This is a genomic window from Streptomyces sp. NPDC048644, from assembly GCF_043199105.1.
In the GTDB taxonomy this organism is placed as follows: Bacteria; Actinomycetota; Actinomycetes; order Streptomycetales; family Streptomycetaceae; genus Streptomyces.
The window spans coordinates 1-22,761 of sequence record NZ_JBICVO010000014.1 but is presented as its reverse complement, the minus strand read 5'-3'; the positions used below and the strand labels follow the sequence as shown (position 1 = coordinate 22,761).

The following is a 22,761-nucleotide window of genomic DNA, read 5'->3' as shown; positions in this document are numbered from 1 at the left end:
GCCTTCCAGGGCCCGGGGCGCATGGGGAGGGGTAGCCGCACAGGACTCGATAGGTACTGTGCACATGATGTGCACTATACGCATGACGTGCATAGTGCACAACGCCAGTCGTGGTGGCCCCCGGCGCGGCGCGGGCATGCGCGATGATGAGGGGGAGCCAACGGTGGAAGAGGACCAAGGACATGAGTGAGCAAGAGCGTCGGCTGAGCGATCTGGAGCGGGAGCTGACCTTGCTGTCCCGGCATTTCGTCGCCGCCCGCGGCCCCCGCATCGGCCAGAGCCTGGAACGCTCGGCCTACGTCCTGCTCACCCGTCTCGAGGTCGGCGAACCGCTCACGCTCAAGGAGCTGGCGCACACCTTCCAGGTCGACGTCTCCACCATCAACCGCCAGGTCAGCGCCATGCTCCGGAACGGCCTTGTGGAACGCATCCCCGATCCCGACGGCGGGATGGCCCGCAAGTTCCGGCCCACCGCACTCGGCCTGGAACGCCTGGAGGCCGACCGCGCCATCAGCCGCGCCGGGGCCACCCGCCTCATCGAGGCGACCGGGTGGACGGGCCGGCGCACCGAGCAATTCCTCACCCTGCTGGTCGAGTTCAACCAGAGCATCGAACAGCTCGAAGGGCTCACGTGGTTCCGCGAGGGCCGGACGGAGAACCCGTCGGCAGCGGACTGAGCCGGGGCGCGCGGGACACGGCCGAGGCGTCCGCCGGGCTCCGGAACCGGTGAGGGGCCCGGGGGCGGACCGTTCCGCCCCCGGGCCTCGGCCGGCTCCGGTGTCAGCGGAGGGTGAGGGCGGTGCGGATGGTGGTGAACAGGTCGGTCTGGTTGGTGACGCCGAGCACGCGGTCCGACAGGGGGCCCTGGGCGGCGATGCGGACCTGGGTGCCGGTGTGCTCCTGGGACTGACCGGGGGTGTTCGTCGAGTAGTTGACCTTCAGCCGGCCGCCCTCGTTGGTGACCAGGGTGGCGGACAGGCCGGGCGGGGTCGCTTCGAGCGGCACTATCTGGCTGCTGTGGCCGTGGTCGGCGGTGGTGACGACCAGGGTGTCGGGGTGCTTCGCGGCGTAGTCGCGGGCGACCTTGACGGCACGGTCGAACGCCGCGGTTTCACCGATCTGCCCGCAGGGGTCGGCCGCGTGGTCCTGCTTGTCGATGGAGGCGCCTTCGACCTGGAGGAAGAAGCCCTTGCCCGGCTTCTTGCCGTGCCCGCCGCGCTGCGTGGCCTCCAGCAGGTCGATGGCCTTGCGGGTCTGCCGCTCCAGGCTCGGGGTGCCCGCGGGCCGGTCCGGGTTGCCGGTGACGCAGCGCTGGGGCGCGGTGCCGCCGACCGCGGCGGGCTTGCCGGTCCACTCCACCGGGACGGTCTCGGGCGCGAAGAGGCCGAGCACCGGCTTGCCGCCCTTAACGGCCCGCAGGCCCCTGTCGTCGGTGACGACCTGGTAACCGAGCTTCCTGGCCTGCTGGGTGACGGTCTTCCCCTTGTACGGGCCTTCGGTGACGGTCTGCTCGAAGCGGCCCTTGCCGCCGCCCAGCAGGACGTCCACCTTGTGGTTGACGCTCTGCTCGGCGATGGATCCCAGGCCGCCCTTGCCGAGGGTGTCGGCCGGGCACTTCTTCATGTCGGCGGGGCCCTGACAGCTGCGGTCGCCGACGTGCGAGGCCAGCACCGCGGGGGTGGCGTCGGTCAGTTCGGCGGTGGTGACCGAGCCGGTGGCCAGGCCGTTGCGCTGGGCCAGCTCCAGGATCGTCGGCAGCGGCTCGTCGGTGTCCGGGGTCTTGGAGATACGGCCGTTGACGGTCTTGTGGCCGGTGGCCCAGCCGGTGCCGCTGGCCGCGGAGTCGGTGACGTAGTCCGGCTTGCCGTGCTCGTCGACCGCGTACGTCGTGTAGGCGCCGGTCTTCGGGAAGCGGTCCATGTTCAGCCGGCCGTTGGCGCCCACCGTGTAGTCACGGGCGAGAGTGATCTCCGAGTCGCCCATGCCGTCGCCGATGAGCAGGATGACGTTCTTCGCCTTCTTGCCGTGGGCCGACAGGGCGGCCGGTGCGTCGGCGGCGCCCGTATCCGACGCGGCGGCCATGGCCGGGACCGCCGTGGCGGCGACGAGGAGCGCGGCGGTGCCCCAGGCCCAACGGTGACGGTGCGGACGCGACATGGTCATCTGTGTTCCCTCTCCTGACACCGGCCGGCTGCCGGTGAGGCCCACAGCCCAACAGGGCGGCGCGTACCCCGGGTGGCGTGCGGATGTCGTACCGGCAACGGGCGGGCAGCCGGAAAGGGCGGGGCGGCCGGCCCGCGGCTGCCCCGACCGGGGGCCGCGCCCTCCGGTAATCTGATTCTTTCTCCGCAGGAGGGGTTACATCAGTGGAGTTCCGGCTGCTCGGAGCGGTTTCCGTCGCCACCGAGGTCGGCGAGCTGCCGCTCGGTCCCGCCAAGCGGCGCAGCCTGCTGGCCGCCCTGCTGCTGCGTCCCAACCACCCCGTTCCGGTGGATCAGCTGACGGCCGCGCTGTGGGACCACGAACCGCCGCCGCAGGCCCGCAGCGTCATCCAGGGCCATGTGTCGCGCCTGCGGGTCCTGTTCGCCGGCGCGGACGCCGAGATGTTCGGCGTCGAACTGGTCACCAGGAACGCGGCGTATGTGCTGCGGATGCCGGAGAGCCTGCTGGACGCCCACCGCTTCGAGGAGTTGGTGACGCTGGCCCGCGGCCAGCGGGTGCCGGCCGACGCGGTGTCGATGTTCCAGGAGGCGCTGTCGCTGTGGCAGGGGCCCGCGCTGACCGGCGCGTATCCGAGCCAGCCGCTGCAGGCCGCCGCGCACGCGCTGGAGGAACTGCGGCTGACCACCGTGGAGCTGCTGGCCGGCGGCTACACGCGGATGGGCGAGCACGCACGGGCCGCCGCCGTGCTGCGTGCGGAGGCCGCCGTCCATCCGCTGCGCGAGTCGCTGTCCGCCGGGCTGGTGCGCGCACTGCAGCGTGCGGGGCGCCGCTCGGAGGCGCTCGACTGGTTCCACCGCACCCGGCGGCTGCTCGCCGACGAGTTGGGGGTCGACCCGGGACGGGAGCTGGCGGACGCCTACGCGGTGGTGCTGCGCGGCGAGCACGACGACGAGCCGCAGGCGCCTGCGCCCGTACCGCATCCGGCGCCCGGCACCGCGCAGATGGCGCCTGCGGGCCTGCATCCGGGCACGATCGACCTGCTCCCCCGCATGCCGCGCGGCTTCCACGGGCGGGCGGGCGAGCTGACCGCGCTGTCCAGGGCCGCCGCGGGCGAGGCGCCCGTCTGCCTGGTCACCGGGCCCGCAGGCGTGGGCAAGACGGCGCTCGTGGTGCACTGGGCCCACCACAACCGCGACCGGTTTCCCGGCGGACTGCTCTACGCCGATCTGCGCGGCTTCAGCGATACCGGCGAGCCGACCCTCGTCGAGGTGCTGCGCGAGTTCCTGCTGGCGCTGGGGGTCGCGCCGCGCCGGATACCGGAGTCGGCAGGCGCCGCATCCGCGCTGTTCCGGTCCCTGGCCGCCGACCGTCAGCTCCTCGTCGTGCTCGACAACGCGCGCGGCTCCGAGCAGGTCAGGGATCTGCTGCCGGGCGGCACCCGCTGCGTCACAGTGGTCACCAGCCGGGACCGGCTGCGCGGCCTGATCGCATCCGACGCCGCCCGGCCCGTGCCCGTCGACGTACTCGAACCGGAGGACAGCACCGCCCTGCTCGCCGCGGTGCTCGGCAAGGAGCGGGTGCTCGCGGAGGCGGTGGCCGCCCGGCGGCTCGCCGAGCTGTGCGGCGGGCTCCCCCTGGCGCTCCGGGTGACCGCCGCCCGGCTGGCCGACCAGCCGGACCGGTCCCTGAGCACGATGAGCACCGAACTGTCCGACGAGTCGCGCCGCCTGAGCCTCCTCGACGTGGAGGACACCGGCGTACGGGCCGCGCTGCGGCTCACCGTGCACCGGCTGCCCGCCGACGCCGCACGGCACTTCGCGCACCTCGGCCGGTACCCCGGCACGCACGTCGACAGGTACACGGCGGCGGCGCTGGCCGGCACCGGCCTGGCCGCGGCCGATGCCGCGCTGGACCGGCTCACCGCGGCCCACCTCGTCACCCGCACCGCGCCGGACCGCTGGATGCTGCACGACCTCGTACGGCTGTACGCGCGCGACCTCGACACGGACGCCGGCACCCTGGTGCGGGTGCTCGATCACGGTGTGGCCACCGCCCTGGCCGCGGCCGACGCGGCGGAGCCGGGCGACGAGTCGTGCTTCACGCTGCCCGCCGACTTCCACCCGCCGTGCGCGGTGCGGGAGTTCGCTGACCGTGAGCAGGCCATGGCCTGGTACGCGGCCGAACGTGACGACCTGACGCTGGCGGTGGCCGCCGCGCACGCCGCCGGGCTGCACAGCAGGACCTGGCGGCTCGCCCTGGCCCTGTGGCCGCAGATCGTGTGGCGGGTCCGCGACGGCTGGGCCCCCGTGCTGGAGACGGCACTTGAGGCGGCGCGGGCCGACGCCGACCCGCGTGCGCAGTCCCGGATCCTCGCGCTGCTCGGCTGGGTGCTGACCGAAGAGGGCCGCACCCAGGAGGCGTTGGTCCATCTGGAGGCCGCCCCGGCGCTCGCCTCCCGGGCCGGTGATCCGCGCGGCGAGGCGACCGCGCTGGTCAACCTGTCGCTCGCGCAGGCGGCGCTCGGCAGCCCTGACGAGGCGGCGGAAGGCTGCGCGCGGGCGGCGCGGCTGGCCTGCGGCGCCGGTGACTGGCACACCGAGCGGCTGGCCCTCTACCACCTCACCCGGCATCAACTGGACACCGCGCAATGGCAGGCGGCCCTGGACACGTCCGCCGCCGCGCAGGCGCTGGGCGACGCGTCGGACACCTCGGTGGCCTCCCGGGTGCTGCTGCGCACGGCGGCCGGTGAGGCGCTGCTGGGGATGGGCGAGGAGGCCGAGGGCATCCGGCGGCTCGACGCAGCGGCACGCGAGGCGGAGGCGTGCGGTTACGACGACGGTGCGGTACGGGCGTTGGGTGTCCTGCTGCGGGTGTCGGCCGACGTGGAGCTCCAGGTGCGGTACGACACGGCGGTGATGCGGCTCCTGGAGCGGAGCTGAGCCACCGGCCGTGATGTCCGCGGGGCGTGCTGCTGCGTGGTGTCAGTGGGACGTAAGTGAGACGTGAGTGGAACGCCAACGGGACCGGCCAAGCTGGTTCCAGAGCAGGAAACCTCTTGCGCCCCACCCGACCCGGGGGAAGTCTCATGCGTACGACCCGTATCCGCACCACCGTCCTGGCCGCCGCCACCGCTGCCCTGGCCCTGAGCCTGACCGCGTGCGGCGGCTCGGACGGCGCCGGCGGCACGAAGTCCGACGCGAGCCGCAGCAGCAACACTGCCGACACCTCGGCGACGGCGAAGGGCGGCGCGGCGGAGGCGAACTCGTCCCCGGTCTCCGGTGATCAGGGCACGTCGGGTTCCGGCGCGCACGACGGCTCCGGCAAGGCCACCGCCGCCCAGGACGGGCAGTGCCACGGCAACGGGATCTCGTACGGCGTGCTGCACCGGTTCCCGAAGCAGCAGGGCGAGCACCTGCTGATCACCGCGCGGAACGCCGGCAGCAAGCCCTGCTGGGTCACGTCGTACCCGTCCGTCATGCTCGGGGACGCATCGAAGGCCCTGGTCCACTCGTCCAAGGACGCCCCTGGCAGCGGGAAGCGGATCACGATCCGGCCCGGCGGCACGGTCTACTCCGCCGTGAACCTCTTCGCCTACGGCTCCGGCGCCCACACGTCGACGAACGTGTCCATAGCCCTGCGCGACCGGACCGGCGACACCGGACCGGCCGTGGAGCACGACGCGCTCGACGGCAAGGGCGCCGCGTCGAAGTTCAGCTGGTCCGAAGCCGACGTCACGAACTGGAACACCGCCAAGCCGTACGACTTCTGACCGGAACGCGCCGCCCACGACGGCCCGCACACACGGGGAGGGAGGCCCTGCCGCCTCCCTCCCCCGGGCCGTCCGGATCTCCCCCGCGCCGTGCGTCCCGCGGTCGCCGGGCCCGACCCCCGTACGGGCCTCGGCGCTCGCCACGCAAGCTCGCGATCACGGACACCCACACCTCCGTGCGGAGCCCCGGTCCGCGCACGGCGCCGTGGGCAGGACTGCCGGCGCCGTGTCGGAACAACCCGATTCCATCACCGGCGGAGTTGTTTGGCAGCGCTCTGAGCAGCACCGATCAATGGTGAAGTGAGCCGCGACCGCAGTTGCCCGCCGTCCGCGCCGTCCTTAGGGTGGCCGTTCGTGCCGACGGGAAGTGGGGGAATGACGCGTGGGGCGCCCGGAGAATCCGATCGATCCGCAGTCGGGACCGGTGCAGCGGTTCGCCCACGAACTGCGCAAGCTCCGCGACGAGGCAGGCACTCCCGCCTACCGGGCCATGGCGCGCCGCGCCGGATACTCCGCGGGGACGCTGTCGCAGGCCGCGGCCGGTGAGCGGCTGCCGACGCTGCCGGTCCTGCTCGCCTACGTGAGCGCCTGCCAGGGCGACACCGGGTACTGGCGGCAGCGGTGGGAGGAGGCCGACGAGGAACTGGCCAGGCTGCCCGCGCCGCACGACGAGGACGCCGATCCCCCCTACCGCGGTCTCGCCCGCTTCGAACCGGGCGACGCGGAACTGTTCTTCGGCCGCGACGAACTGACCTCGCAGCTGACGCGGATGGCCCGCGGGCACCGCGTCAGCGCCCTGGTGGGGGCGTCGGGCAGCGGGAAGTCCTCCCTGCTGCGGGCCGGCCTGGTCCCCCGCGTCCGCCGGCCGCAGGACAGCGGCGAGGTCCCGCCTGCGGCCGTCCGCATCCTCACTCCGGGGCCGCATCCGCTCGCCCACGGCAGGCGCCTGGAGCCGGCCACCGGGCCGGGCGAAACCTGGCTGCTGGTCGACCAGTTCGAGGAACTGTTCACCCTCTGCGCCGACCCCGGGGAGCGGGACGCGTTCCTGGAGCGGCTGCTCGCCGCCCGCGACGCCGACAGCCGGCTGCGGGTGGTCCTGGCGGTACGGGCCGACTTCTTCGGGCGCTGTGCCCAGCACGGCGGCCTGGCCGCCGCGCTCAAGGACGCCACCTTGCTGGTCGGCCCCATGGACCGCGCGCAGTACCGGGAAGCCGTGGTGCGCCCCGCCACCGCCTGCGGGCTGACCGTCGAACGGGACCTGACCGCCCGCATCGTCGAGGACGTCGAGCACGAGCCCGGCGCGCTGCCGCTGCTCTCCCACGCGCTGCGGGAGACCTGGCACCGGCGGCGCGGACGCACGCTGACGCTCCAGGCGTACGAAGCGGCCGGCGGCCTGCACGGCGCCATCGCGCGCACCGCCGACGACGCCTACCACCGGCTCGGCCCCGCGCAGGCCGACCTCGCGCGGCACGTCCTGCTGCGCCTCGTCGCGCCGGGCAACGGCACCCAGGACACCCACCGCCCCGCCCCGCGCGCGGAGTTCGACCGCCTTCAGGGCGGCGCCGACAGCGCCGCCGTCCTCGACCGCCTGGCCCGCGCCCGGCTGCTCACCCTGGACGACGGCCACGTCAGGCTCGCCCACGAAGCGGTCATCACGGCCTGGCCGCGCCTGCACGGCTGGATCGGCGAGGAACGCGAACGGATGCGGCTGCACCGGCAGCTCACCCGCGACGCCGCCGCCTGGCAGGAACTCGACCGCGACCCCGGCGCCCTGTACCGCGGCACCCGGCTGGCCCGCGCGCAGGAGAGCTTCACCGCCGACGAGCGCGGCACGCTGAACCCGTTGGAGGCGGCCTTCCTCGACGCGGGCCTCGACGCCCACGCGGCGGAGCGCGCCCACGCGGCCCGCGCCGCACGCCGTACCCGTGGCGCCTTCGCCGCGCTGGCCACGCTGTGCGCGCTGCTCCTGGTGGCGGGCACCCTCGCCTGGCAGCAGAAGCGCGACACCGACCGGCAGCACGCCCAGTCCGAAGCCCGCCGCATCGCCTCCGTCGCCGCCGGTCTCCGCGCCACCGACCCGGTGCGCGCCACCCGGCTGAGCGTCGCCGCCTGGCGGCTGGCCCGTACCCCCGAGACCCGCGGGGCGGTCCTGGGCGCGCTGGCGCGGCGCGAGGTGGACGCCATGCCGCTGCCGGACGGGACCAACCCGTCGGACGAGGCGTCGGACCCCGTCCTCACCGACGACGGGCGCACCCTCCTGTACCCGGACCGGGACCGCATACGCCGCTGGGACGTCCGCACCCACCGCGAACTCCCGTCCCACCGGGCCACCGCGGCGGACATCTCCCTGCACCTGCTCCAGGCGGCCACGCGGGACGGCGGGGCCGTCGCCATGGAGCACAACCCGGGCGGCCTGCGCGTGTTCCGCACCACCGGCACCCGGACGGAACGGCACGTCCTGACCGCCGACGGCCTGCCGGTGTTCGGCGACAGCGGCAGGACGCTGCTGTCCCTGAGCCCCGGTTCCTTCGAGCTGTGGGACTGGCGGCACGGCCGCCCGCTCTTCCGGCAGCACCTGCCCCGGCACACCGGGCCGGACGGGACGGAGTACTACGAGGGCGCGGTCAGCCCGGACGACCGGTACGTCGCGGTGTGTACGCCGCACTCCGCGCCCGAGGTGTGGGATGTGGCACGGCACCGCAGGAAGCGGCTGCCCTGGTCGCCGAAGCCGTGCGGTTCCGGGGTGCCCCGGTTCACCCACGACGGGCGGGCGCTGCTGAACCTGGCCGACGGTGCGGGCGCCGAGGCCCGCGACCTCACCTCGGGGCGCAGGCTGTGGCGGGTCGGGCACTCCGGGCTGACGGACATGCAGCTGAGCCCGGACGGCAGCCTCCTGGCGGGCCGGGACACCGACGAGATCCTCGTGTGGCGCACCAGCAGGCCCGGCGCTCCGGTGCTGCGCTACCCGATCCCCAACGAAGAGGTGACGCACCTGCGGATGGACACCGGCCGGCAGGTGCTGCGGTACGTCGGCGGCGGCGCGGTCCGCACCCTGTCCCTCACGCCGCCCGCCGCCCGGCCGCCCGGCGAACCTCCGGTGGCGGAGGCCGAGTTCAGCGCCGGGGCCGACCGGCTCGCCACGGCACGGGAGCGGGACGGCGGCGCGGAGTTCCGGCTGCTGGACGCGCGCACCGGGAAGACGACGACGCTGCCCTCACGCGAACCCTGCACGCCGCCGGTCAGCCCCCCGCACGACCGGTGCGAGATCTTCCCCTTCCTCTCCTTCGGACCCCAAGGACGCCGGCTGGCCTACGGTGCCGAGACCGCGTCACAGGCGGGCGGGCGTCGCCACCTGCCGGTGAACGGACGGGTCCACGTGTGGGACGCGGACACGCGCCGGCCGGTCGCCACTCCCCCGGCGCTGAAGGGCCGGGGCGGCACACGGGTGTCGCAGGCGCTGTTCACCGCGCACGGCAGGTCCCTGCTGCTCTCCGACGGCGCCGAAGCCGTCAAGGTCTGGGACGCCGGCAAGGCCGCCGTCCGCTCGCTCGGCACGGTGAGCGGCCAGCTGCTGGCGGCCCATCCCGACGGCCGCCGCTTCGTCATCGGGGTGGGCGCGAACACCTCGGGCCGGCTCGTCGGCCTCGCCTCCCGCCGCGTCTCCCGCCAGTCCCTGACCGGCGGGACCACCACGGTGATCGCCTTCAGCCCGGACGGCCGCCTGCTGGCCGCCGGCGACTCGGCGGGCCGGGTCACCCTCTGGGACGGCCTGGCCGAGCGCCGCCTCGGGGAGCTGCCTGCCACCGAGGGCGGAAGCGGCGCGGGCGGTCAGGAGGCCGTCACGGCCCTCGCGTTCGCGCCCGACGGTGACACCCTGGCGACGGCGGGCGACCACGGCACCCTGCGGCTGTGGGACACCGGCTCCAACCAGCCCCTGGGCGACGCCCTGCCCACCCTGCCCGGCGATCCGCTGCTCGCCGTGGCCTTCACCCCCGACGGGAAGAGCCTGCGCACGGCCGGCCGGCACACCCCGCTCCAGACCTACACCGCCGCCCCCGACCGCGCCGCCCGCACCCTGTGCCGGCGCGCCCACGGCGGCCTGTCCCCGGCGGAGTGGCGCTCCTACCTGCCGGCCGTCCCCTACCGCCCCACCTGCTGAAACCCCCGGGCGCCGCGGGCCGGCCTCAGGGGGTGAGCGGGCGGACGAGGAGGGGGACGCCGACGTCCTGGTGACCGCCGCTGGCGAGCATGCGGACCTCGCCGCGCTCGCTGATCTCCGCGCGAACGATCCCGGTCTCATCCTCGTAGATCGGGTACCCGCCCGCGCCCGCAGCCGCCGTACGCCGGACGATCACCACGTCGTCCTCGACGGCAGCCGCCTGAAACACCAGCTCATAGCCTTCCGGGTAATCCATGGGGGCGCTCCGCAAGGGTCGGCGACGGCGGTCGCAGTGCTTCTCCATCGTCCCTCACGCCGGGCCGCCCCGCCTGAGGAGCACGGCGGGCGGCCCCGCTACGGAGCCGTCGCCCCGTCGCCGGTCTCCCGCTCCAGCAGCTCCCGGGCCGCCCGGGTCCGCGGGTGGCCGGGGCCGAAGGCGCGCTCGCAGGCGTCCGCCGCCTCGCGCGCCAGCCGCCCGGCGTCGTGGGAGGTGAGCTTCTCCGGCTTGCCGTTGCCCATGGTCGAGTCCAGGAAGCGCACCACGGGCGCCGGAAAGATCCCGACGCCCCGGGTGCGGGCGGTGCCCTCCTCGCGCAGCGAGCGGACCGCAGCCGCCGTCACCTCGGCGTGCAGGGAGCGCACCAGCGCGCCGTCACGCGGATGGTCCCGGTCCAGCGCGTCGGCGTCCCGGAAGGCGAGGGCGTCATGGACCAGGGACATGGCCTCGTGCCACAGGCGCTGCCTGCCCAGCGCCCTGGCCCGGCTCAGCTGGGCGAGCATCCGCGCCGGATGCGCCCCGCCCAGGACCCGCCAGCGCAGCCCGGCGGCCGAGTGCAGCAGCCGCTCGCTCTCGGCGTAGCGCCGCAGCCCGTACCGGGCGTCGGCCACCGCGTACAGCACGTCGGCTGCGCGCGCGAGCACCTCGCAGTCGACGGTGGACAGCTTGCCGGTGAACGGTCCTGCCACGTTCTCCCGGAACAGTTCGGCCAGGCTCGGCCCGGTGTGCCCCGCCAGGGTCAGCCCACGGGCGCTCACCTCCTGCTCGGCCTGTGCCAGCACGGGCCGCAGCACGGCGTCGGCCTCGGCGAAGTCGCCGCAGCGGGTGTGCAGTTCGCCGAGGGCCAGGCCGTCCGCGATCCGCAGGTCGCCGGCCGCCTCATCGGCCGGGGCGCACTCCGCGATCCGCGCGGCGAACGGCAGCGCCTCCTCGTACCGGCCGCACCACCGGTACGCGTCCCTGATCCGGCGCCCGGCCGCGAGTGCCGCCGTGCGGTCGCCGCCTGAGCGCCACAGCAGTGCCCGCACGTGCGGCGCGAGCAGGTCGGGCGCCGTGCCTTCGGCCGCGCGGAGCAGCGCGCGGTCGAGCAACGCGCCGGCGCAGGAGTCGAGCCGGGCACGGGCCTCGTCGGGCAGGCGCCGCGCCCCCTGTGCCGGAACGGCGGCGTCCGGCCGGATGCACGGCACCGGCGGCGCGGTGTCCCCGCCCGCCGTGCCGTCCGCCTCCGCGGTCCCCACCACGGTGACCGGCAGCGCGCCTACGGCTGATTCCAGCCGTTCCACGGGGATCCCCGGCAGCGGGACCGCGGCGAGCGCCCGCGGTGACAGGACGTGTACGGGCAGCGGCGCCGCGGCGAAGGCGGCCAGCAGGTCATCCGGGACGAGCGGGACCGCATCGCCCGCCTCGTCCGTGCCGTACCGGTAGGTGATGTTCAGGTCCCGGCCGGCCTGCTGGATCCGGCCGTTGTCCTGCGCGTCGGCCCGGAAGGACGCCCCGTCGTTCATCGCCGCCGCCCCGCCCGGTGCCCCGCTGCCGCCGGGCGCGGCACCGGGCCCGGCCTCGTCCGTGTCGTCACCGCTCGTCGCCGTCCTGCGGCGGCAGGCCGTCCAGGAGCCGGCCCAGCATGCCCCGCACCAGCGTGCAGACCTCGTCGGGGTCCGCGCTGGCCAGGGGCTCCTTGGCAACGACCACCCGCATCAGGCCGATACCCAGCAGCCAGGCCATCGCGAGGTCGGCGCGGAGCGGGGCGTCGTCGGCCCGGGAGAGCGTGGCCAGGGTGTCCGCGTACTCGTCGCCCAGGGCCTGCACCGCTTCGGCGGCCTCGTCGTGGCTGCCGATGGAGCGCAGGTAGACCGCGAGCGAACGGTCGTGGGGGTCCTTGCCGGTGTTGGTGAGGATGCCGCGCAGCGCGACCTCGAAGAGCTGCTCGGGCGGTGTGTTGCGCAGCTGTTCCTGGCCGCTGTGCGCCATCACCTCGGTGAGCAGCGCGTTCTTCGAACCGAAGTAGCGGAACAGCAGGGCCTGGTTGACGCCGGCACGGGCCGCGATGTCGCGGACCGTCGCCGCTTCGTAGCCGCGCTCGGCGAACAGGTCGGCCGCCGCCTCCAGCAGCCGCTGCCGGGTGGCCCGCGCGTCCCTGCGGGGCTGACCTGCCGGACTCTCGGCGGACTTCGCCATCACCACGCTCCTTACCGAAGGCCCGCCAGGATACGGCCATTTGTGTCATTGACCCACGGGGGCCGGCGGCCTAACGTCATTTGTAAGCAGGTGCTTACACAAGGGAGGTCACCATGACCGCAGCCGACACAGCGCCCCTCACCTATCCCTTCAACACGGCCGATACGCTGACCCTTTCCGACGCGTACGAGCAGGCCCGCGACACCCCCGGCCTGGTGCAGGTCCGCATGACGTACGGCGATCCTGCCTGGCTGGTCACCCGTTACGCCGACGCCAGGCTCGTCCTCGGCGATCTGCGGTTCAGCCGCGCCCTGGCAGCCGAGCACGACGAACCGCGGCAGTCCGAAGGCCAGCGCAACAGCGGCATTCTGAGCATGGACCCGCCCGAGCACACCCGGCTGCGGTCCCTGGTCGCCAAGGCGTTCACGGTCCGCAACGTGGAGAAACTCCGGCCGCAGGTACGCGAGTTGACGAAGGACCTGCTGGACGAACTGGAGGCCGCCGGGCCGCCCGCCGACCTCGTCGACCGCTTCGCCCTGCCGATACCGGTCGCGGTGATCTGCCGGATGCTGGGCGTGCCCGTCGAGGACCGGCCCAAGTTCCGTGCGTGGAGCGACGCCGCGCTGTCGACCAGCTCGCTGACCGCCGAGGAGTTCGACCGCAACCGCGACGAACTGCGCGCCTACATGGCCCAGTTGATCGACGCGCACCGGCGCGATCCGCAGGACGACCTGATGACGGCGCTGATCGACGCGCGGGACGCCGACGACCGGCTGAGCGAGCTGGAGCTCGTCGACCTGTGCGTGGGCATCCTGGTCGCCGGGCACGAGACCACCGCGACGCAGATTCCCAACTTCGTGCACACCCTGCTGGACCACCCCGGTGAACTCGCGCGGCTGCGCGCCGAGCCTGAGCTGATCACCACCGCGGTGGAGGAGCTGATGCGCTTCGTCCCGCTGGGCAGCGGTGCGGGTCAACCCCGTTACGCCACCGAGGACATCGAGGTCGGCGGCACCCTCGTCCGGGCCGGCACCCCCGTCCTGGTCGCCGTGGGAGCCGCCAACCGCGACGCGCTGCGCTTCAGCTCGCCCGGCACCCTGGACCTCTCCCGGGCCGGCAACCAGCACCTCGGCTTCGGTCACGGCGTCCACCACTGCCTGGGCGCGCAACTGGCCCGGCTGGAGCTCCAGGAGGCGCTCGGCGCCCTCATCAGCCGCTTCCCCGGCCTGCATCTGGCCGGGGACATCACGTGGAAGACCGAGATGCTGGTGCGCGGTCCGCGCGTCATGCCGGTGGGATGGTGAGGCGCCGATGACCTGGCAGGTGGAAGTCGCCCCGGAACGCTGCATCGCGTCAGGCATGTGCGCGGGCATCGCACCCGATCTGTTCACGCTCGACGGCACCCACTCCCGGCCGGTGCGCGACGAGGTCACGGCGGGCGACGAACGGGCCCTGGACGCCGCGGACATCTGCCCGGCGATGGCCATCACCGTGCGGGAGAACGGGGAGGAGGTCGGGCCGCGCCCGTAAGACGCCAGCCCCATCGCGGGGCGGGCCCGGCAAGCACCGCACCCGCCCCGCCCCGCCCCCTGATACGAACTCCCTTATCTCACCCCATTCCTGACGCTACGTAATGTTGATCTCGCGCCACCGAGGGGCCCGCGGCACCCCGCAAGCCCCCGATACCTCCCGCCCGTCCCGTCCGGATGGGCTTGATTGCGCACACTTCCTTTGACATGCCCCGAACGTCGTACTTTTCTGTGGCAGTCTGCGGGGCAGCCGGGCGGGACAGCCGGGACGTTCGCCATGTCCTTGCGTCGCCCGTGCTGTGCGACCGCGGGTGGAGGGGCTTGAGCCCGTACCGGGCGGCCCACGTGACGAGGGGGCAGGGATTCATGCACACAGCTCGAATGAAGAGACTTTCGGCCATCGGTGCGGTGGCCGTGGTGATGGGGGTGGCGGGTGCCACCGTGCTGCCGGCGGGCGCGGCGTTCGCCACGGACCGTGAGGGGCACAAGGGCAGGGCCGTCGGCTGGCACCTGCGGACCGGCAAGCACACCGCCATGTGGACCGGCACACACGTCCTGGACAACGGCAGCCACGCGCTCTGCCTCGACCTCGCGTGGTACGGCCCGGACGGCACCGACAACGGCTACGAGAAGACCGGCGCGCCGAAGCAGCTCAGCGAGGACACCAAGGCCCAACTGGCGGAACTGGCAGCCAAGTACGGCAAGCTGCCCGACACCGTCGAAGGCCGCAACCAGTCGGCCGCCGCCGCCCTGGTGACGTGGGCGCTGGCCGCGCACGACGGCATCGACGAGAACGGGTACAACGGCGAGAAGCTGCCGTGGGGTACCTGGCTGGACAAGGGGATGCCGAAGGGCGCCATCGCCGGATACGGCGCCGACGCGAAGGTCGACACGGCGCCCGTAGTCGCCGCCTTCAACCGCCTGCGGACCGAGATCCGCAAGGTCGACGCCACCCCGTACACCGTCAGCGTCGAGGGCTCGGGGAAGACCTACCCCTACGAGCGGACCCCGGAGGAGAAGTCCCTCACGGTCAAGGTGGCGCGCAACGGCGAGCCGGCCGCCGGCATCCCCGTGAACACCACGGAGCTGACCAACATCGCCAAGCCGCAGGCACCGGGCACGGTGGGCAGCACCGACACCCAGGGCAAGGCGACGTTCCGCTTCACGCCCGACAAGCCCGGCACCAAGGCGGGGGCGAAGTTCGAGGCCAAGGTCTCGATCAACTCGCCCACCTTCTGGCACACCGACCACACGGTGCACGGCAAGCCCATGCAGCGCCTGGTCTACTTCGAGGCCCGGCAGAAGCCGCTCCCCGCCGCCGGCGAGATCGCCTTCCAGCCCGCCGCCATCGTGATCACCGTCAAGAAGGACCGTGGCACCGGCGAGGCCGTCTCCTCCCCGGCGACGTACGAGATCCACGCCGACGACAACGGCGCGCCCGGCAAGTCGATCACCACCGTCACCACCGGCAAGGACGGCAGGTCCCAGCCCGTCGACCTGCCCGCCGGCACGTACTGGATCGTCGAGACCAAGGCGCCCGCCGGCTACCAGCTCGACAAGGAGCCCCGGCGCATCGAGGCCAAGTCCGGTGAGCAGCAGGTGATCACGGTGTGGGACAACGCCGTGCCCACCCCCTCGCCGACGACACCCGCATCGCCGCCGGCCACCCCCGAGCAGCCGCGGCCCGAGAAGCCGGCCCCAGCGGCCGTCGTCCCGAGCGGCGGCCAACTGGCCCGCACCGGCGCCGGCTCCACCCCCTACCTCGCCGCGGGCGCCGCCGCCCTGGTCGTGGCAGGCGGCGGAGCGCTGGCCCTGGCCAGGCGCCGCAGGTCCACGAACGGCTCGTAACCGGCCCGTCCCGCACGGCGGTCCACGGGCCGCCGTGCGGGCGGCACGGCAACGGACGTCACGGCAACGGACGTCACAACAACCGCGTCACGGCAACGGCATCAGCCGGTAGAAGACCGTGGCGACCAGCTCGCGGGCGTACTGCGCGTCAAGGAGTCCCGGGCGGAAGAGGATGCGGTACATCATCGGGGCCACGACGTGGTCCATCACGATCTCGCTGTCCGGCACGTGCTCACCGCGCCCGGCGGCCCGCCCGATGATGATCTCGACCTGCTCGACGGCGTACGCGGAGCACTGCCCGGCATTGCCGCCGTCCGGATCGCCGGCGAGCGCGGCGCGGATGTAGGAGCGGCCCGGCGGGGAGGACATCTCCTCCAGGAAATCGGCGGCCCAGTGTTCCAGGTCCGCGCGCAGGCTCCCGAGGTCGGCAGGCGGCGCTTCGGGCCGCAGCCGCTCCACCGCGACGTCCGACAGCAGTTCCTGGAGGCTGCCCCAGCGGCGGTAGATCGTCGACGGGGTGACACCGGCCCGCCCGGCGATCTGGGGCACGGTGAGGTCGGCTCCGCCGTCTTCCGCCTGGAGATCGCGCACCGCCGTGTGCACCGCCTGCTGCACACGGGCACTGCGCCCGCCGGGGCGGGCCGCTGCTCTGGGACTCATCCCACCACCTTAACGCAAAGCGATTGCGCGATATGGCGACGTCGTCCCCGCCCCGGACCGCCGAAACGGGCGGCCCCCTCCGCCCCCGGCTGCCTCACGCGGCGGCGACCGGAGCGAGCCGCGCCCCGTCACTGCGGGTCGCCTCGAAGGCGCGACCGGCGCCGAGGATCGCGGCCTCGCCGAACGGCCTGCCGATCAGCTGCATGCCGATGGGCAGCCCCGCGCCGTCCAGCCCGACGGGCAGCGACAGCGAGGGCAGCCCCGTGATGTTCGCCGGAGCCGACAGCCTGACGTAGCTGTCGCTCACGCTCTCGGTGGACCCGTCCGCCCACCGCACCGTCTCCTGGTCGCTGCGCGCGGCCACGCACGGCACCGTCGGCGCCGCGATGACGTCCACCGCGTCGAACACCTCAGCCCAGGCGCGCCGCATCAGCGTGCGGGAGCGCTGTGCGCGCAGGTAGTCGCCCGCGGAGACGAGCGCACCGGCCTCCAGCAGGACCCGGACGTCGGCCGTGTACAGCTCGGGGGAGGTCCGCAGCGTCCGCTCGTGGTAGGCCGTGGCCTCGGGCACCATGAGGCCCCACGCGGTGGCCTGGATGTAATCGGCCATCGGAATGCCGACGTCCACCAACTCCGCCCCGAGCCGCTCCAGATGGCCGATGGCCGCGCGGACCGCCGCCGCCACCTCCGGGTCGACCCGGTCGAAGTAATAGTTCGCGGGCACGCCGACCCGCAGCCCGGTCAAGTCCTCAGCCACACCCTGCGGGCGTAGCCGAGACACCCCCAACTCCCGTACTTCATCGCCTGGTTGCCGCCCCGTCAGCACGTCCAGCACCAGCGCGGCGTCCTCGACCGTGCGCGTGATCGGGCCGACGTGGTCCAGGGACCACGACAGCGGCGTCACGCCCTGCACCGGCACCGACCCGTAGGTGGGTTTGAGCCCGACGACGCCGTTGAGCGCCGCCGGAACCCGGATGGAACCGCCGGTGTCCGTGCCCAGCGCGAAGGCCGCCTCGCCCGCCGCGACCGCGACGGCCGAGCCGCCGCTCGACCCGCCGGCCACCCGGTCGGGGGCCCACGCGTTACGGGTCTGCGGCGTCGTCAGCCCGTACGCGAACTCATGGGTGTGGGTCTTGCCGATGAGCACCGCCCCTGCGCCCTTCAGGCGCGCCGCGACCGTGCTGTCGGCGCTCGCCGTGTGGTCCGCACGGACCCGGGAGCTGGCCGTGGTCGGCAGCCCGGCGACGTCGATGAGGTCCTTGAGGCCCATGGGGATGCCGTGCAGTGGGCCGCGGTACCGGCCGGCCGCGATGTCCCGGCCCGCTTGCGCCGCCGCCGTGCGCGCGGCCTGCGCGCGGACCGTCACATACGCCCCCAGGTGCCCCTCCACGTCCTCGATCCGCTCCAGGAACGACTCGGTCAGCTCGGTGGGCGTAAGCCGTCCGGCGGCGAGCGCCTGCGCCGCGGCGGCGAGCGTCAGCTCATACGGCTGCATCGGACAGCTCCTCCCCCGCGAGGTACGCCGCGGCGGGCGCGGTCTCCGCGAAGTCGAGGTCGCACAGGGCGGCGATGACGCCCTGGATGTGGTTGGCCGTGGCGGACACCGGGTCGAGCCGCTCCACCGCGAGCGGCAGACCGGCCCTCAGGGCCCATGGGGACACTTCATGCGGGAGGAGGTCAGCAGTGGTCATCGGCAGGTCCCTTCGCGACGCGGAGCGGGCGGCACCCGATCCACAAAAGCTTCGTATTTGCATTAACGGCACCGTACGGCATACCGTCCACTAACGCAAAGACGATGCTTTAAAGGCGTCCATGCACCCCGCACACCCAAGGAGCCCCGTTGCCCTCCTCCCCCAACACCCCTGATTCCGCGCCCACTTGGGCCGTCGGCGACCTGCGCGTCCACCGCATCGACGAAGTGGCCCTCCCCCCGCAGACCGGCCCCTGGCTGCTGCCCGACGCCACCCCGGACGCCGTACGCCTCGCCCCCTGGCTCCATCCGGACTTCGCCGGCCCCGAGGGCGCCCTGCGCCTGGCCAGCCACAGCTTCGCCATCGACGCGGACGGCCTGCGCATCCTCGTCGACACCGGAATCGGCAACGGCAAGACCCGGGCCAACCCGGCCTGGCACCAGCTGGACACCGACTACCTCGGGCGGCTCACCGCGGCGGGCTTCCCCCCCGAGAGCATCGACCTGGTCGTCCTGACCCACCTGCACACCGACCACGTCGGCTGGAACACCCGTGCCGACGGCGGGACATGGGTGCCCACCTTCCCGAACGCCAGGTACCTGACCGCCCGCGCCGAATGGGACCACTGGGCGCACGCCGACCTGGACGAGCCCCGCGCCCAGATGTTCCGCGACTCCGTCCACCCGGTCCGCGAGGCCGGCCTGCTCGACCTGATCGACGTGCCGGACGCGGGCACCGAAGTGGCCCCCGGCATCAGCCTGTTGCCCACCCCCGGCCACACCCCGGGACAGGTCGCCGTACAGCTCCGCAGCCGCGGCCGGTCAGCCGTCATCACCGGCGACTGCATCCACCACCCCGTACAGCTCCGCCACCCCGGCATCACCAGTTGCGTCGACACCGACCCCGCCCGCGCCGTCCGCAGCCGCCGCACTCTCCTCGACGCGCTCGCCGGCACCGACACCCTGCTCCTGGGCAGCCACTTCCCCGCCCCGACCGCCGGCCTCGTCACCCCCGAAGGAACCGCCTACCGCCTCACACCGGTCCCCGGCACCACCCCGCCCCCGCCATCAGCTCCGGAACCCGGCGATCACTACGCCAACTGACCTCCTTCCGGCGCCAGTTCGGACACCCCCTAGTCCTGCGCCGTAGGACGCACCACGATGTCCCCCACGTCCACACCGTCCGGCTGCTCGACGGCGAAGGCGATGGCGCGGGCCACCGCGGCCGGCGGGATGGCGATCTCCTCCATCCGGTCCACGATGCGGGCCTTCACCTCCGGCAGCGGCATGGCCTGCGCGAAGTCCGTGTGGACGAAGCCCGGCGAGACGACGGTCACGCGCAGCCTGTCGCCCGCTTCCTGGCGCAGTCCCTCGGAGATGGTGCGGACGGCGTTCTTCGTGCCCGCGTACACCGACTGGAGCGGGACGATGCGCAGCCCGGAGGTGGAGACGACGTTGACGAAGTGACCGAAGCCCTGCTCCCGGAAGACGGGCAGCGCCGCGGCGATCCCGTACAGCACGCCCTTGAGGTTGACGTCGATCATCTCCTCCCAGTCCTCGACGCGCAGATCGTCCAGGGGCGAGATCAGACCGACCCCGGCGTTGCTGACGAGGACGTCGGTCTTCCCGAAGCGGTCGCGGGCCAGTTGGACGAGGGCGGCCAGGTCCGCGCGCCGCTTGACGTCCGTGCGCGCCCAGACCGCTTCGCCGCCGGACTCCGCGATACGGGCGGCCAGGGCTTCGAGCCGCTCCGGTCTGCGTGCCCCGAGCACGACCTTGGCACCGCGCTCGGCCAGCAGCAGCGCGGTGGCTTCGCCGATGCCACTGCTCGCACCGGTGATCACGACGACCTTGCCTTCAATCCCCGACATGGAGGACTCCTTCCGGAAAGGGGCACACGGGCGGCCCGCGGCCCTGCCACCACAGTAGAGACAGCGGCGCCACTGCGATGCCGGGGGTCGGCGGACACACCAGCCCTCGCGCCCGGCCTGGTCGGAGGCCAACAGCCGGTCCTCCCGGTGCACTTGCACGGGGGCCGGACAGCCGGGGCGCCCAGCTACTCCTTTTGGATGACCGATAAAGGTGTCCGATCCCTGGCCCACTGAAACGTTGCCGCATCCAATTCCCGCTCACCCTTTCACCGTTGACCACGCTCGATCGAAAGTGAAGGAATTCGCGCCTTTGACGTCCCGTTGAGGCGATGAGCGGACTCCGCAACCACACAAGATCATTCCGCTTTCACCGGGATCACGGCGATGGCGAACGCGACACGCGGCTGGCTACGTTGCAGCGCAGGACAGCACGAAGGGCTTCGAGGGGTTGATCGCCCGCCTCGAAGCCCTTGGGAGGTGCCACACAAGGAGGCACCTCTTACGCGTCCGCCCATCGACCTTGAAGGGGTTCGAGATGACCGAACGCGCAAACCGGAAGCGGACCAGCCGACTTCCGGAGTTTCCCGACCGTAGCATTCCGCCGTTTTCCTGCGCGCAAACAGCCACCGTGCGCGCTTTCGCCCGCACCGTGCGCCGGAGTTCCGTCCTGGCCGCCACGCTGGTGGCGGCTGCCGCACGGCGTGGCCTCACGCTCCCGGCGAAGGCCCTCATCGCCCTGATTCCCACGCTGTGGTGGGACCAGACCCGGGTGATGTACCTGCGGGTCCGGCGCCCGTAACACCCGGCCGCTGCCGGCGCATCGCGGTGCGCCGGCAGCGACCTGCCGCCGCCGAAGGACCCAGCGGGCAGGCAGCTCGCTTTCGGCCATTGTGAAACGGCGTGCAACAAGCTTTCTTGATCGCACAGGAATTCCTCCCCTCCCCCGGAGCGCCCGCAACCGACGGCACGGCCCGACGCGCCGCCACCCGCACGCCGAGGCCACCGGCGGATCTCCGCCCGCCGCCACGGCACCCGGCACGGCCACCGCGGGCGCGAACCCCGCCGGCGGAGCGCCCGGAGCGGGTGTCGCTCCCGTACGGCACGCACCGGCCGACGGGGCGTTCACTCCCGCTACGTCGCCACCGGCTCGAAAGCATCGGCGTCGGGCGGCAGTTACCCCGTACCGGCCCCGGGATCCGGCATCGGTGCTGAAGGGAGCCGTACCGGGCCCGCCGCCGGAGCGCCGCCATCGGACGGCTGCCCGCCCCGCTCACCTCTGTCGGAACGCAAAGCCGCCCCGACGCGGGCCCGACCGTCCCTCCCCTGCCACCGGGCCGTCCCCGGCTCCCCCGCCGCGGCATCGGCCCGTCGATACACCGGGCGGCGGACCTCACCAACATCGGCGGCACGCAATCGGAATCGTCGCCGGTATGCGCCATGTAGTCCCCGATATACCCGCGCTGCATTCTTCCGGCATATGCGTGCACCATAACCCGCACCGCACATCGGAATTCACGTCCGCGCGACCGCGTACGCCGGGGCACACCCCTCCCCTGCAAAGCGGCCGATTCCCCCTGCGTGGCCCCTCGTGCACGGCGGACGAACTAGTCCGTGCGGGGGGTTACTTCTAGCATGGATGGCTTAGGCGATCAGTCCTGCGCGTCTCGCGGAGAGCAACTGCGAGACGGACGCACGGCGCGGGGAGAACCACATTTCCATCGATGTCAGTACACCCAGCGTGGCAAGAATGTACGACTATCTTATCGGCGGTACGGATAACTTCTCCTGCGACCGCACAGCCTGCGCGGAACTCCTGCGCATCGCGCCGAGCACCCGGGAACTCGCCCTCATCAACAGGGCGTTCCTCCTGCGCGCCGTGCGGTATCTCACGGCGGAATGCGGAATCCGGCAATTCATCGACCACGGATCAGGGCTGCCGACCCGCCCCAACGTCCATCAGGTCGCCCAGGACGTCGCACCTGACACCCGGGTGGTCTACCTCGACAACGACCCCATGGTGCTCGCCCACGGGCGGATGATGCTCCAGGAAAACCTCGCGACGACCGCCGTGGTGGACGCGGACCTGCGGGACACCGACAAGATCTTCGAGAACCCCGAGGTGCGTCGGCTCATCCGGTGCGACCAACCGGTCGCCGCCCTCTTCGTCTCCGTACTGCACTGCGTCCCGGACCGCGACGACCCCTGGCGGCTGCTGCGCGACGTCGCGGACCGCTTACCGTCAGGCAGTTACCTGGCAATCGCCCAACTCGCCAGCGACAACGCGGCGTTACGGCGCGAGGCCACGGAATTCATGCACCGGACGACCGGCGGACGGTGGGGCAGAGTCCGCTCCTTCGCCGAGGTCGATCGCTACTTCGACGGTCTGGAACCGGCGGAATGCACCGCTCCGGTCGATGTGTCGCAGTGGCGCCCTGACACCGACCTCTCCCCTCGACAGGCCACCCGGGAATGGATCGGGTACGGCGGTGTGGCACGCGTCGGATAGCCGGCCGGGCGCTGTCCTAGGGCGTGTTTGAGATATTGATCAAGTCTGTGAAACGGTCTTGATATGGCTCGTGGAGATCTGACGGACGAACAATGGGCCCGACTGGAGGTG

18 protein-coding genes are annotated in these 22,761 nt (G+C 73.1%); 10 read left to right on the top strand and 8 right to left on the bottom strand.

The features are described from left to right. Positions 1 to 182: 182 nt before the first annotated feature. A complete protein-coding gene (locus ACGFNI_RS27030; RefSeq protein WP_393687260.1) occupies positions 183 to 677 on the top strand; it encodes a MarR family winged helix-turn-helix transcriptional regulator in 495 nt (164 codons plus the stop codon). Between the two features lie 103 nt (positions 678 to 780). Here the strand turns inward: ACGFNI_RS27030 and ACGFNI_RS27025 are convergent, their stop codons facing one another. Further along, a complete protein-coding gene (locus ACGFNI_RS27025) occupies positions 781 to 2,157 on the bottom strand; it encodes an alkaline phosphatase (protein WP_393687387.1) in 1,377 nt (458 codons plus the stop codon). Between the two features lie 209 nt (positions 2,158 to 2,366). On the opposite strand from ACGFNI_RS27025, the gene ACGFNI_RS27020 reads away from it, so the two are divergent. The 3 genes from ACGFNI_RS27020 to ACGFNI_RS27010 all read left to right on the top strand — a co-directional run bounded on the left by ACGFNI_RS27020 (position 2,367) and on the right by ACGFNI_RS27010 (position 10,091). Continuing rightward, positions 2,367 to 5,102: a BTAD domain-containing putative transcriptional regulator gene (locus tag ACGFNI_RS27020; protein ID WP_393687259.1), complete on the top strand. Its 2,736-nt coding sequence runs from the start codon at positions 2,367 to 2,369 to the stop codon at positions 5,100 to 5,102. Positions 5,103 to 5,248: 146 nt separating this feature from the next. After that, complete coding sequence (locus ACGFNI_RS27015) at positions 5,249 to 5,932, top strand: DUF4232 domain-containing protein (RefSeq protein WP_393687258.1); 684 nt, start codon at positions 5,249 to 5,251, stop codon at positions 5,930 to 5,932. Between the two features lie 382 nt (positions 5,933 to 6,314). Continuing rightward, positions 6,315 to 10,091, top strand: coding sequence for a hypothetical protein (locus ACGFNI_RS27010; RefSeq protein ID WP_393687257.1), 3,777 nt, complete (start codon positions 6,315 to 6,317; stop codon positions 10,089 to 10,091). A 25-nt stretch (positions 10,092 to 10,116) separates the two neighbouring features. Here ACGFNI_RS27010 and ACGFNI_RS27005 read toward each other — a convergent pair whose 3' ends face one another. The 3 genes from ACGFNI_RS27005 to ACGFNI_RS26995 form a co-directional block, all read right to left on the bottom strand. Then, the gene (locus ACGFNI_RS27005; RefSeq protein ID WP_393687256.1) at positions 10,117 to 10,347 is read right to left on the bottom strand and encodes a DUF6296 family protein; all 231 of its coding nucleotides are present in this window, start codon (positions 10,345 to 10,347) and stop codon (positions 10,117 to 10,119) included. 98 nt (positions 10,348 to 10,445) lie between these two features. Next, positions 10,446 to 11,873, bottom strand: coding sequence for a hypothetical protein (locus ACGFNI_RS27000; RefSeq protein WP_393687255.1), 1,428 nt, complete (start codon positions 11,871 to 11,873; stop codon positions 10,446 to 10,448). 67 nt (positions 11,874 to 11,940) lie between these two features. After that, on the bottom strand, positions 11,941 to 12,546 hold the full coding sequence (locus ACGFNI_RS26995; RefSeq protein ID WP_393687254.1) for a TetR/AcrR family transcriptional regulator: 606 nt from the start codon (positions 12,544 to 12,546) through the stop codon (positions 11,941 to 11,943). A gap of 113 nt (positions 12,547 to 12,659) precedes the next feature. Here ACGFNI_RS26995 and ACGFNI_RS26990 point away from each other — a divergent pair, with 113 nt between their 5' ends. The 3 genes from ACGFNI_RS26990 (at position 12,660) to ACGFNI_RS26980 (ending at position 15,923) form a co-directional block, all read left to right on the top strand. After that, positions 12,660 to 13,850 (top strand): cytochrome P450, encoded by a 1,191-nt coding sequence (locus tag ACGFNI_RS26990; protein ID WP_393687253.1) that lies wholly within the window; start codon positions 12,660 to 12,662, stop codon positions 13,848 to 13,850. A gap of 7 nt (positions 13,851 to 13,857) precedes the next feature. Next, positions 13,858 to 14,076, top strand: coding sequence for a ferredoxin (locus tag ACGFNI_RS26985; protein ID WP_393687252.1), 219 nt, complete (start codon positions 13,858 to 13,860; stop codon positions 14,074 to 14,076). A 380-nt stretch (positions 14,077 to 14,456) separates the two neighbouring features. Continuing rightward, on the top strand, positions 14,457 to 15,923 hold the full coding sequence (locus ACGFNI_RS26980; protein ID WP_393687251.1) for a prealbumin-like fold domain-containing protein: 1,467 nt from the start codon (positions 14,457 to 14,459) through the stop codon (positions 15,921 to 15,923). A gap of 87 nt (positions 15,924 to 16,010) precedes the next feature. On the opposite strand, the gene ACGFNI_RS26975 is transcribed toward ACGFNI_RS26980, so the two are convergent. The 3 genes from ACGFNI_RS26975 to ACGFNI_RS26965 all read right to left on the bottom strand — a co-directional run bounded on the left by ACGFNI_RS26975 (position 16,011) and on the right by ACGFNI_RS26965 (position 18,274). Beyond that, entirely contained in the window at positions 16,011 to 16,583 is a 573-nt protein-coding gene (locus tag ACGFNI_RS26975) for a TetR/AcrR family transcriptional regulator (RefSeq protein WP_393687250.1), read from the bottom strand. A gap of 94 nt (positions 16,584 to 16,677) precedes the next feature. Then, complete coding sequence (locus ACGFNI_RS26970) at positions 16,678 to 18,078, bottom strand: amidase (protein ID WP_393687249.1); 1,401 nt, start codon at positions 18,076 to 18,078, stop codon at positions 16,678 to 16,680. After that, the gene (locus ACGFNI_RS26965) at positions 18,065 to 18,274 is read right to left on the bottom strand and encodes a hypothetical protein (RefSeq protein WP_393687248.1); all 210 of its coding nucleotides are present in this window, start codon (positions 18,272 to 18,274) and stop codon (positions 18,065 to 18,067) included. Before ACGFNI_RS26965 ends, ACGFNI_RS26970 begins: the two co-directional genes overlap by 14 nt. Positions 18,275 to 18,423: 149 nt before the next feature. On the opposite strand from ACGFNI_RS26965, the gene ACGFNI_RS26960 reads away from it, so the two are divergent. After that, positions 18,424 to 19,377, top strand: coding sequence for an MBL fold metallo-hydrolase (locus ACGFNI_RS26960; protein WP_393687247.1), 954 nt, complete (start codon positions 18,424 to 18,426; stop codon positions 19,375 to 19,377). A gap of 29 nt (positions 19,378 to 19,406) precedes the next feature. Here the strand turns inward: ACGFNI_RS26960 and ACGFNI_RS26955 are convergent, their stop codons facing one another. Beyond that, a complete protein-coding gene (locus ACGFNI_RS26955; RefSeq protein ID WP_393687246.1) occupies positions 19,407 to 20,144 on the bottom strand; it encodes an SDR family oxidoreductase in 738 nt (245 codons plus the stop codon). A gap of 628 nt (positions 20,145 to 20,772) precedes the next feature. Between ACGFNI_RS26955 and ACGFNI_RS26950 the strand changes: the two genes are divergently transcribed. Both ACGFNI_RS26950 and ACGFNI_RS26945 read left to right on the top strand, forming a co-directional pair. Then, positions 20,773 to 20,943, top strand: a complete 171-nt coding sequence (locus ACGFNI_RS26950; RefSeq protein WP_393687245.1) for a hypothetical protein — start codon at positions 20,773 to 20,775, stop codon at positions 20,941 to 20,943. Between the two features lie 918 nt (positions 20,944 to 21,861). Beyond that, positions 21,862 to 22,650, top strand: coding sequence for an SAM-dependent methyltransferase (locus ACGFNI_RS26945; RefSeq protein WP_393687386.1), 789 nt, complete (start codon positions 21,862 to 21,864; stop codon positions 22,648 to 22,650). Positions 22,651 to 22,761 lie beyond the last annotated feature (111 nt).

Coding starts and splice junctions, on each gene's coding strand:
- ACGFNI_RS27030 (WP_393687260.1), top strand. CDS start 183: ATGAGTGAGCAAGAGCGTCGGCTGAGCGATCTGGAGCGGGAGCTGACC.
- ACGFNI_RS27025 (WP_393687387.1), bottom strand. CDS start 2,157: ATGTCGCGTCCGCACCGTCACCGTTGGGCCTGGGGCACCGCCGCGCTC.
- ACGFNI_RS27015 (WP_393687258.1), top strand. CDS start 5,249: ATGCGTACGACCCGTATCCGCACCACCGTCCTGGCCGCCGCCACCGCT.
- ACGFNI_RS27005 (WP_393687256.1), bottom strand. CDS start 10,347: ATGGATTACCCGGAAGGCTATGAGCTGGTGTTTCAGGCGGCTGCCGTC.
- ACGFNI_RS27000 (WP_393687255.1), bottom strand. CDS start 11,873: ATGAACGACGGGGCGTCCTTCCGGGCCGACGCGCAGGACAACGGCCGG.
- ACGFNI_RS26995 (WP_393687254.1), bottom strand. CDS start 12,546: ATGGCGAAGTCCGCCGAGAGTCCGGCAGGTCAGCCCCGCAGGGACGCG.
- ACGFNI_RS26990 (WP_393687253.1), top strand. CDS start 12,660: ATGACCGCAGCCGACACAGCGCCCCTCACCTATCCCTTCAACACGGCC.
- ACGFNI_RS26985 (WP_393687252.1), top strand. CDS start 13,858: ATGACCTGGCAGGTGGAAGTCGCCCCGGAACGCTGCATCGCGTCAGGC.
- ACGFNI_RS26980 (WP_393687251.1), top strand. CDS start 14,457: ATGAAGAGACTTTCGGCCATCGGTGCGGTGGCCGTGGTGATGGGGGTG.
- ACGFNI_RS26975 (WP_393687250.1), bottom strand. CDS start 16,583: ATGAGTCCCAGAGCAGCGGCCCGCCCCGGCGGGCGCAGTGCCCGTGTG.
- ACGFNI_RS26970 (WP_393687249.1), bottom strand. CDS start 18,078: ATGCAGCCGTATGAGCTGACGCTCGCCGCCGCGGCGCAGGCGCTCGCC.
- ACGFNI_RS26965 (WP_393687248.1), bottom strand. CDS start 18,274: ATGACCACTGCTGACCTCCTCCCGCATGAAGTGTCCCCATGGGCCCTG.
- ACGFNI_RS26955 (WP_393687246.1), bottom strand. CDS start 20,144: ATGTCGGGGATTGAAGGCAAGGTCGTCGTGATCACCGGTGCGAGCAGT.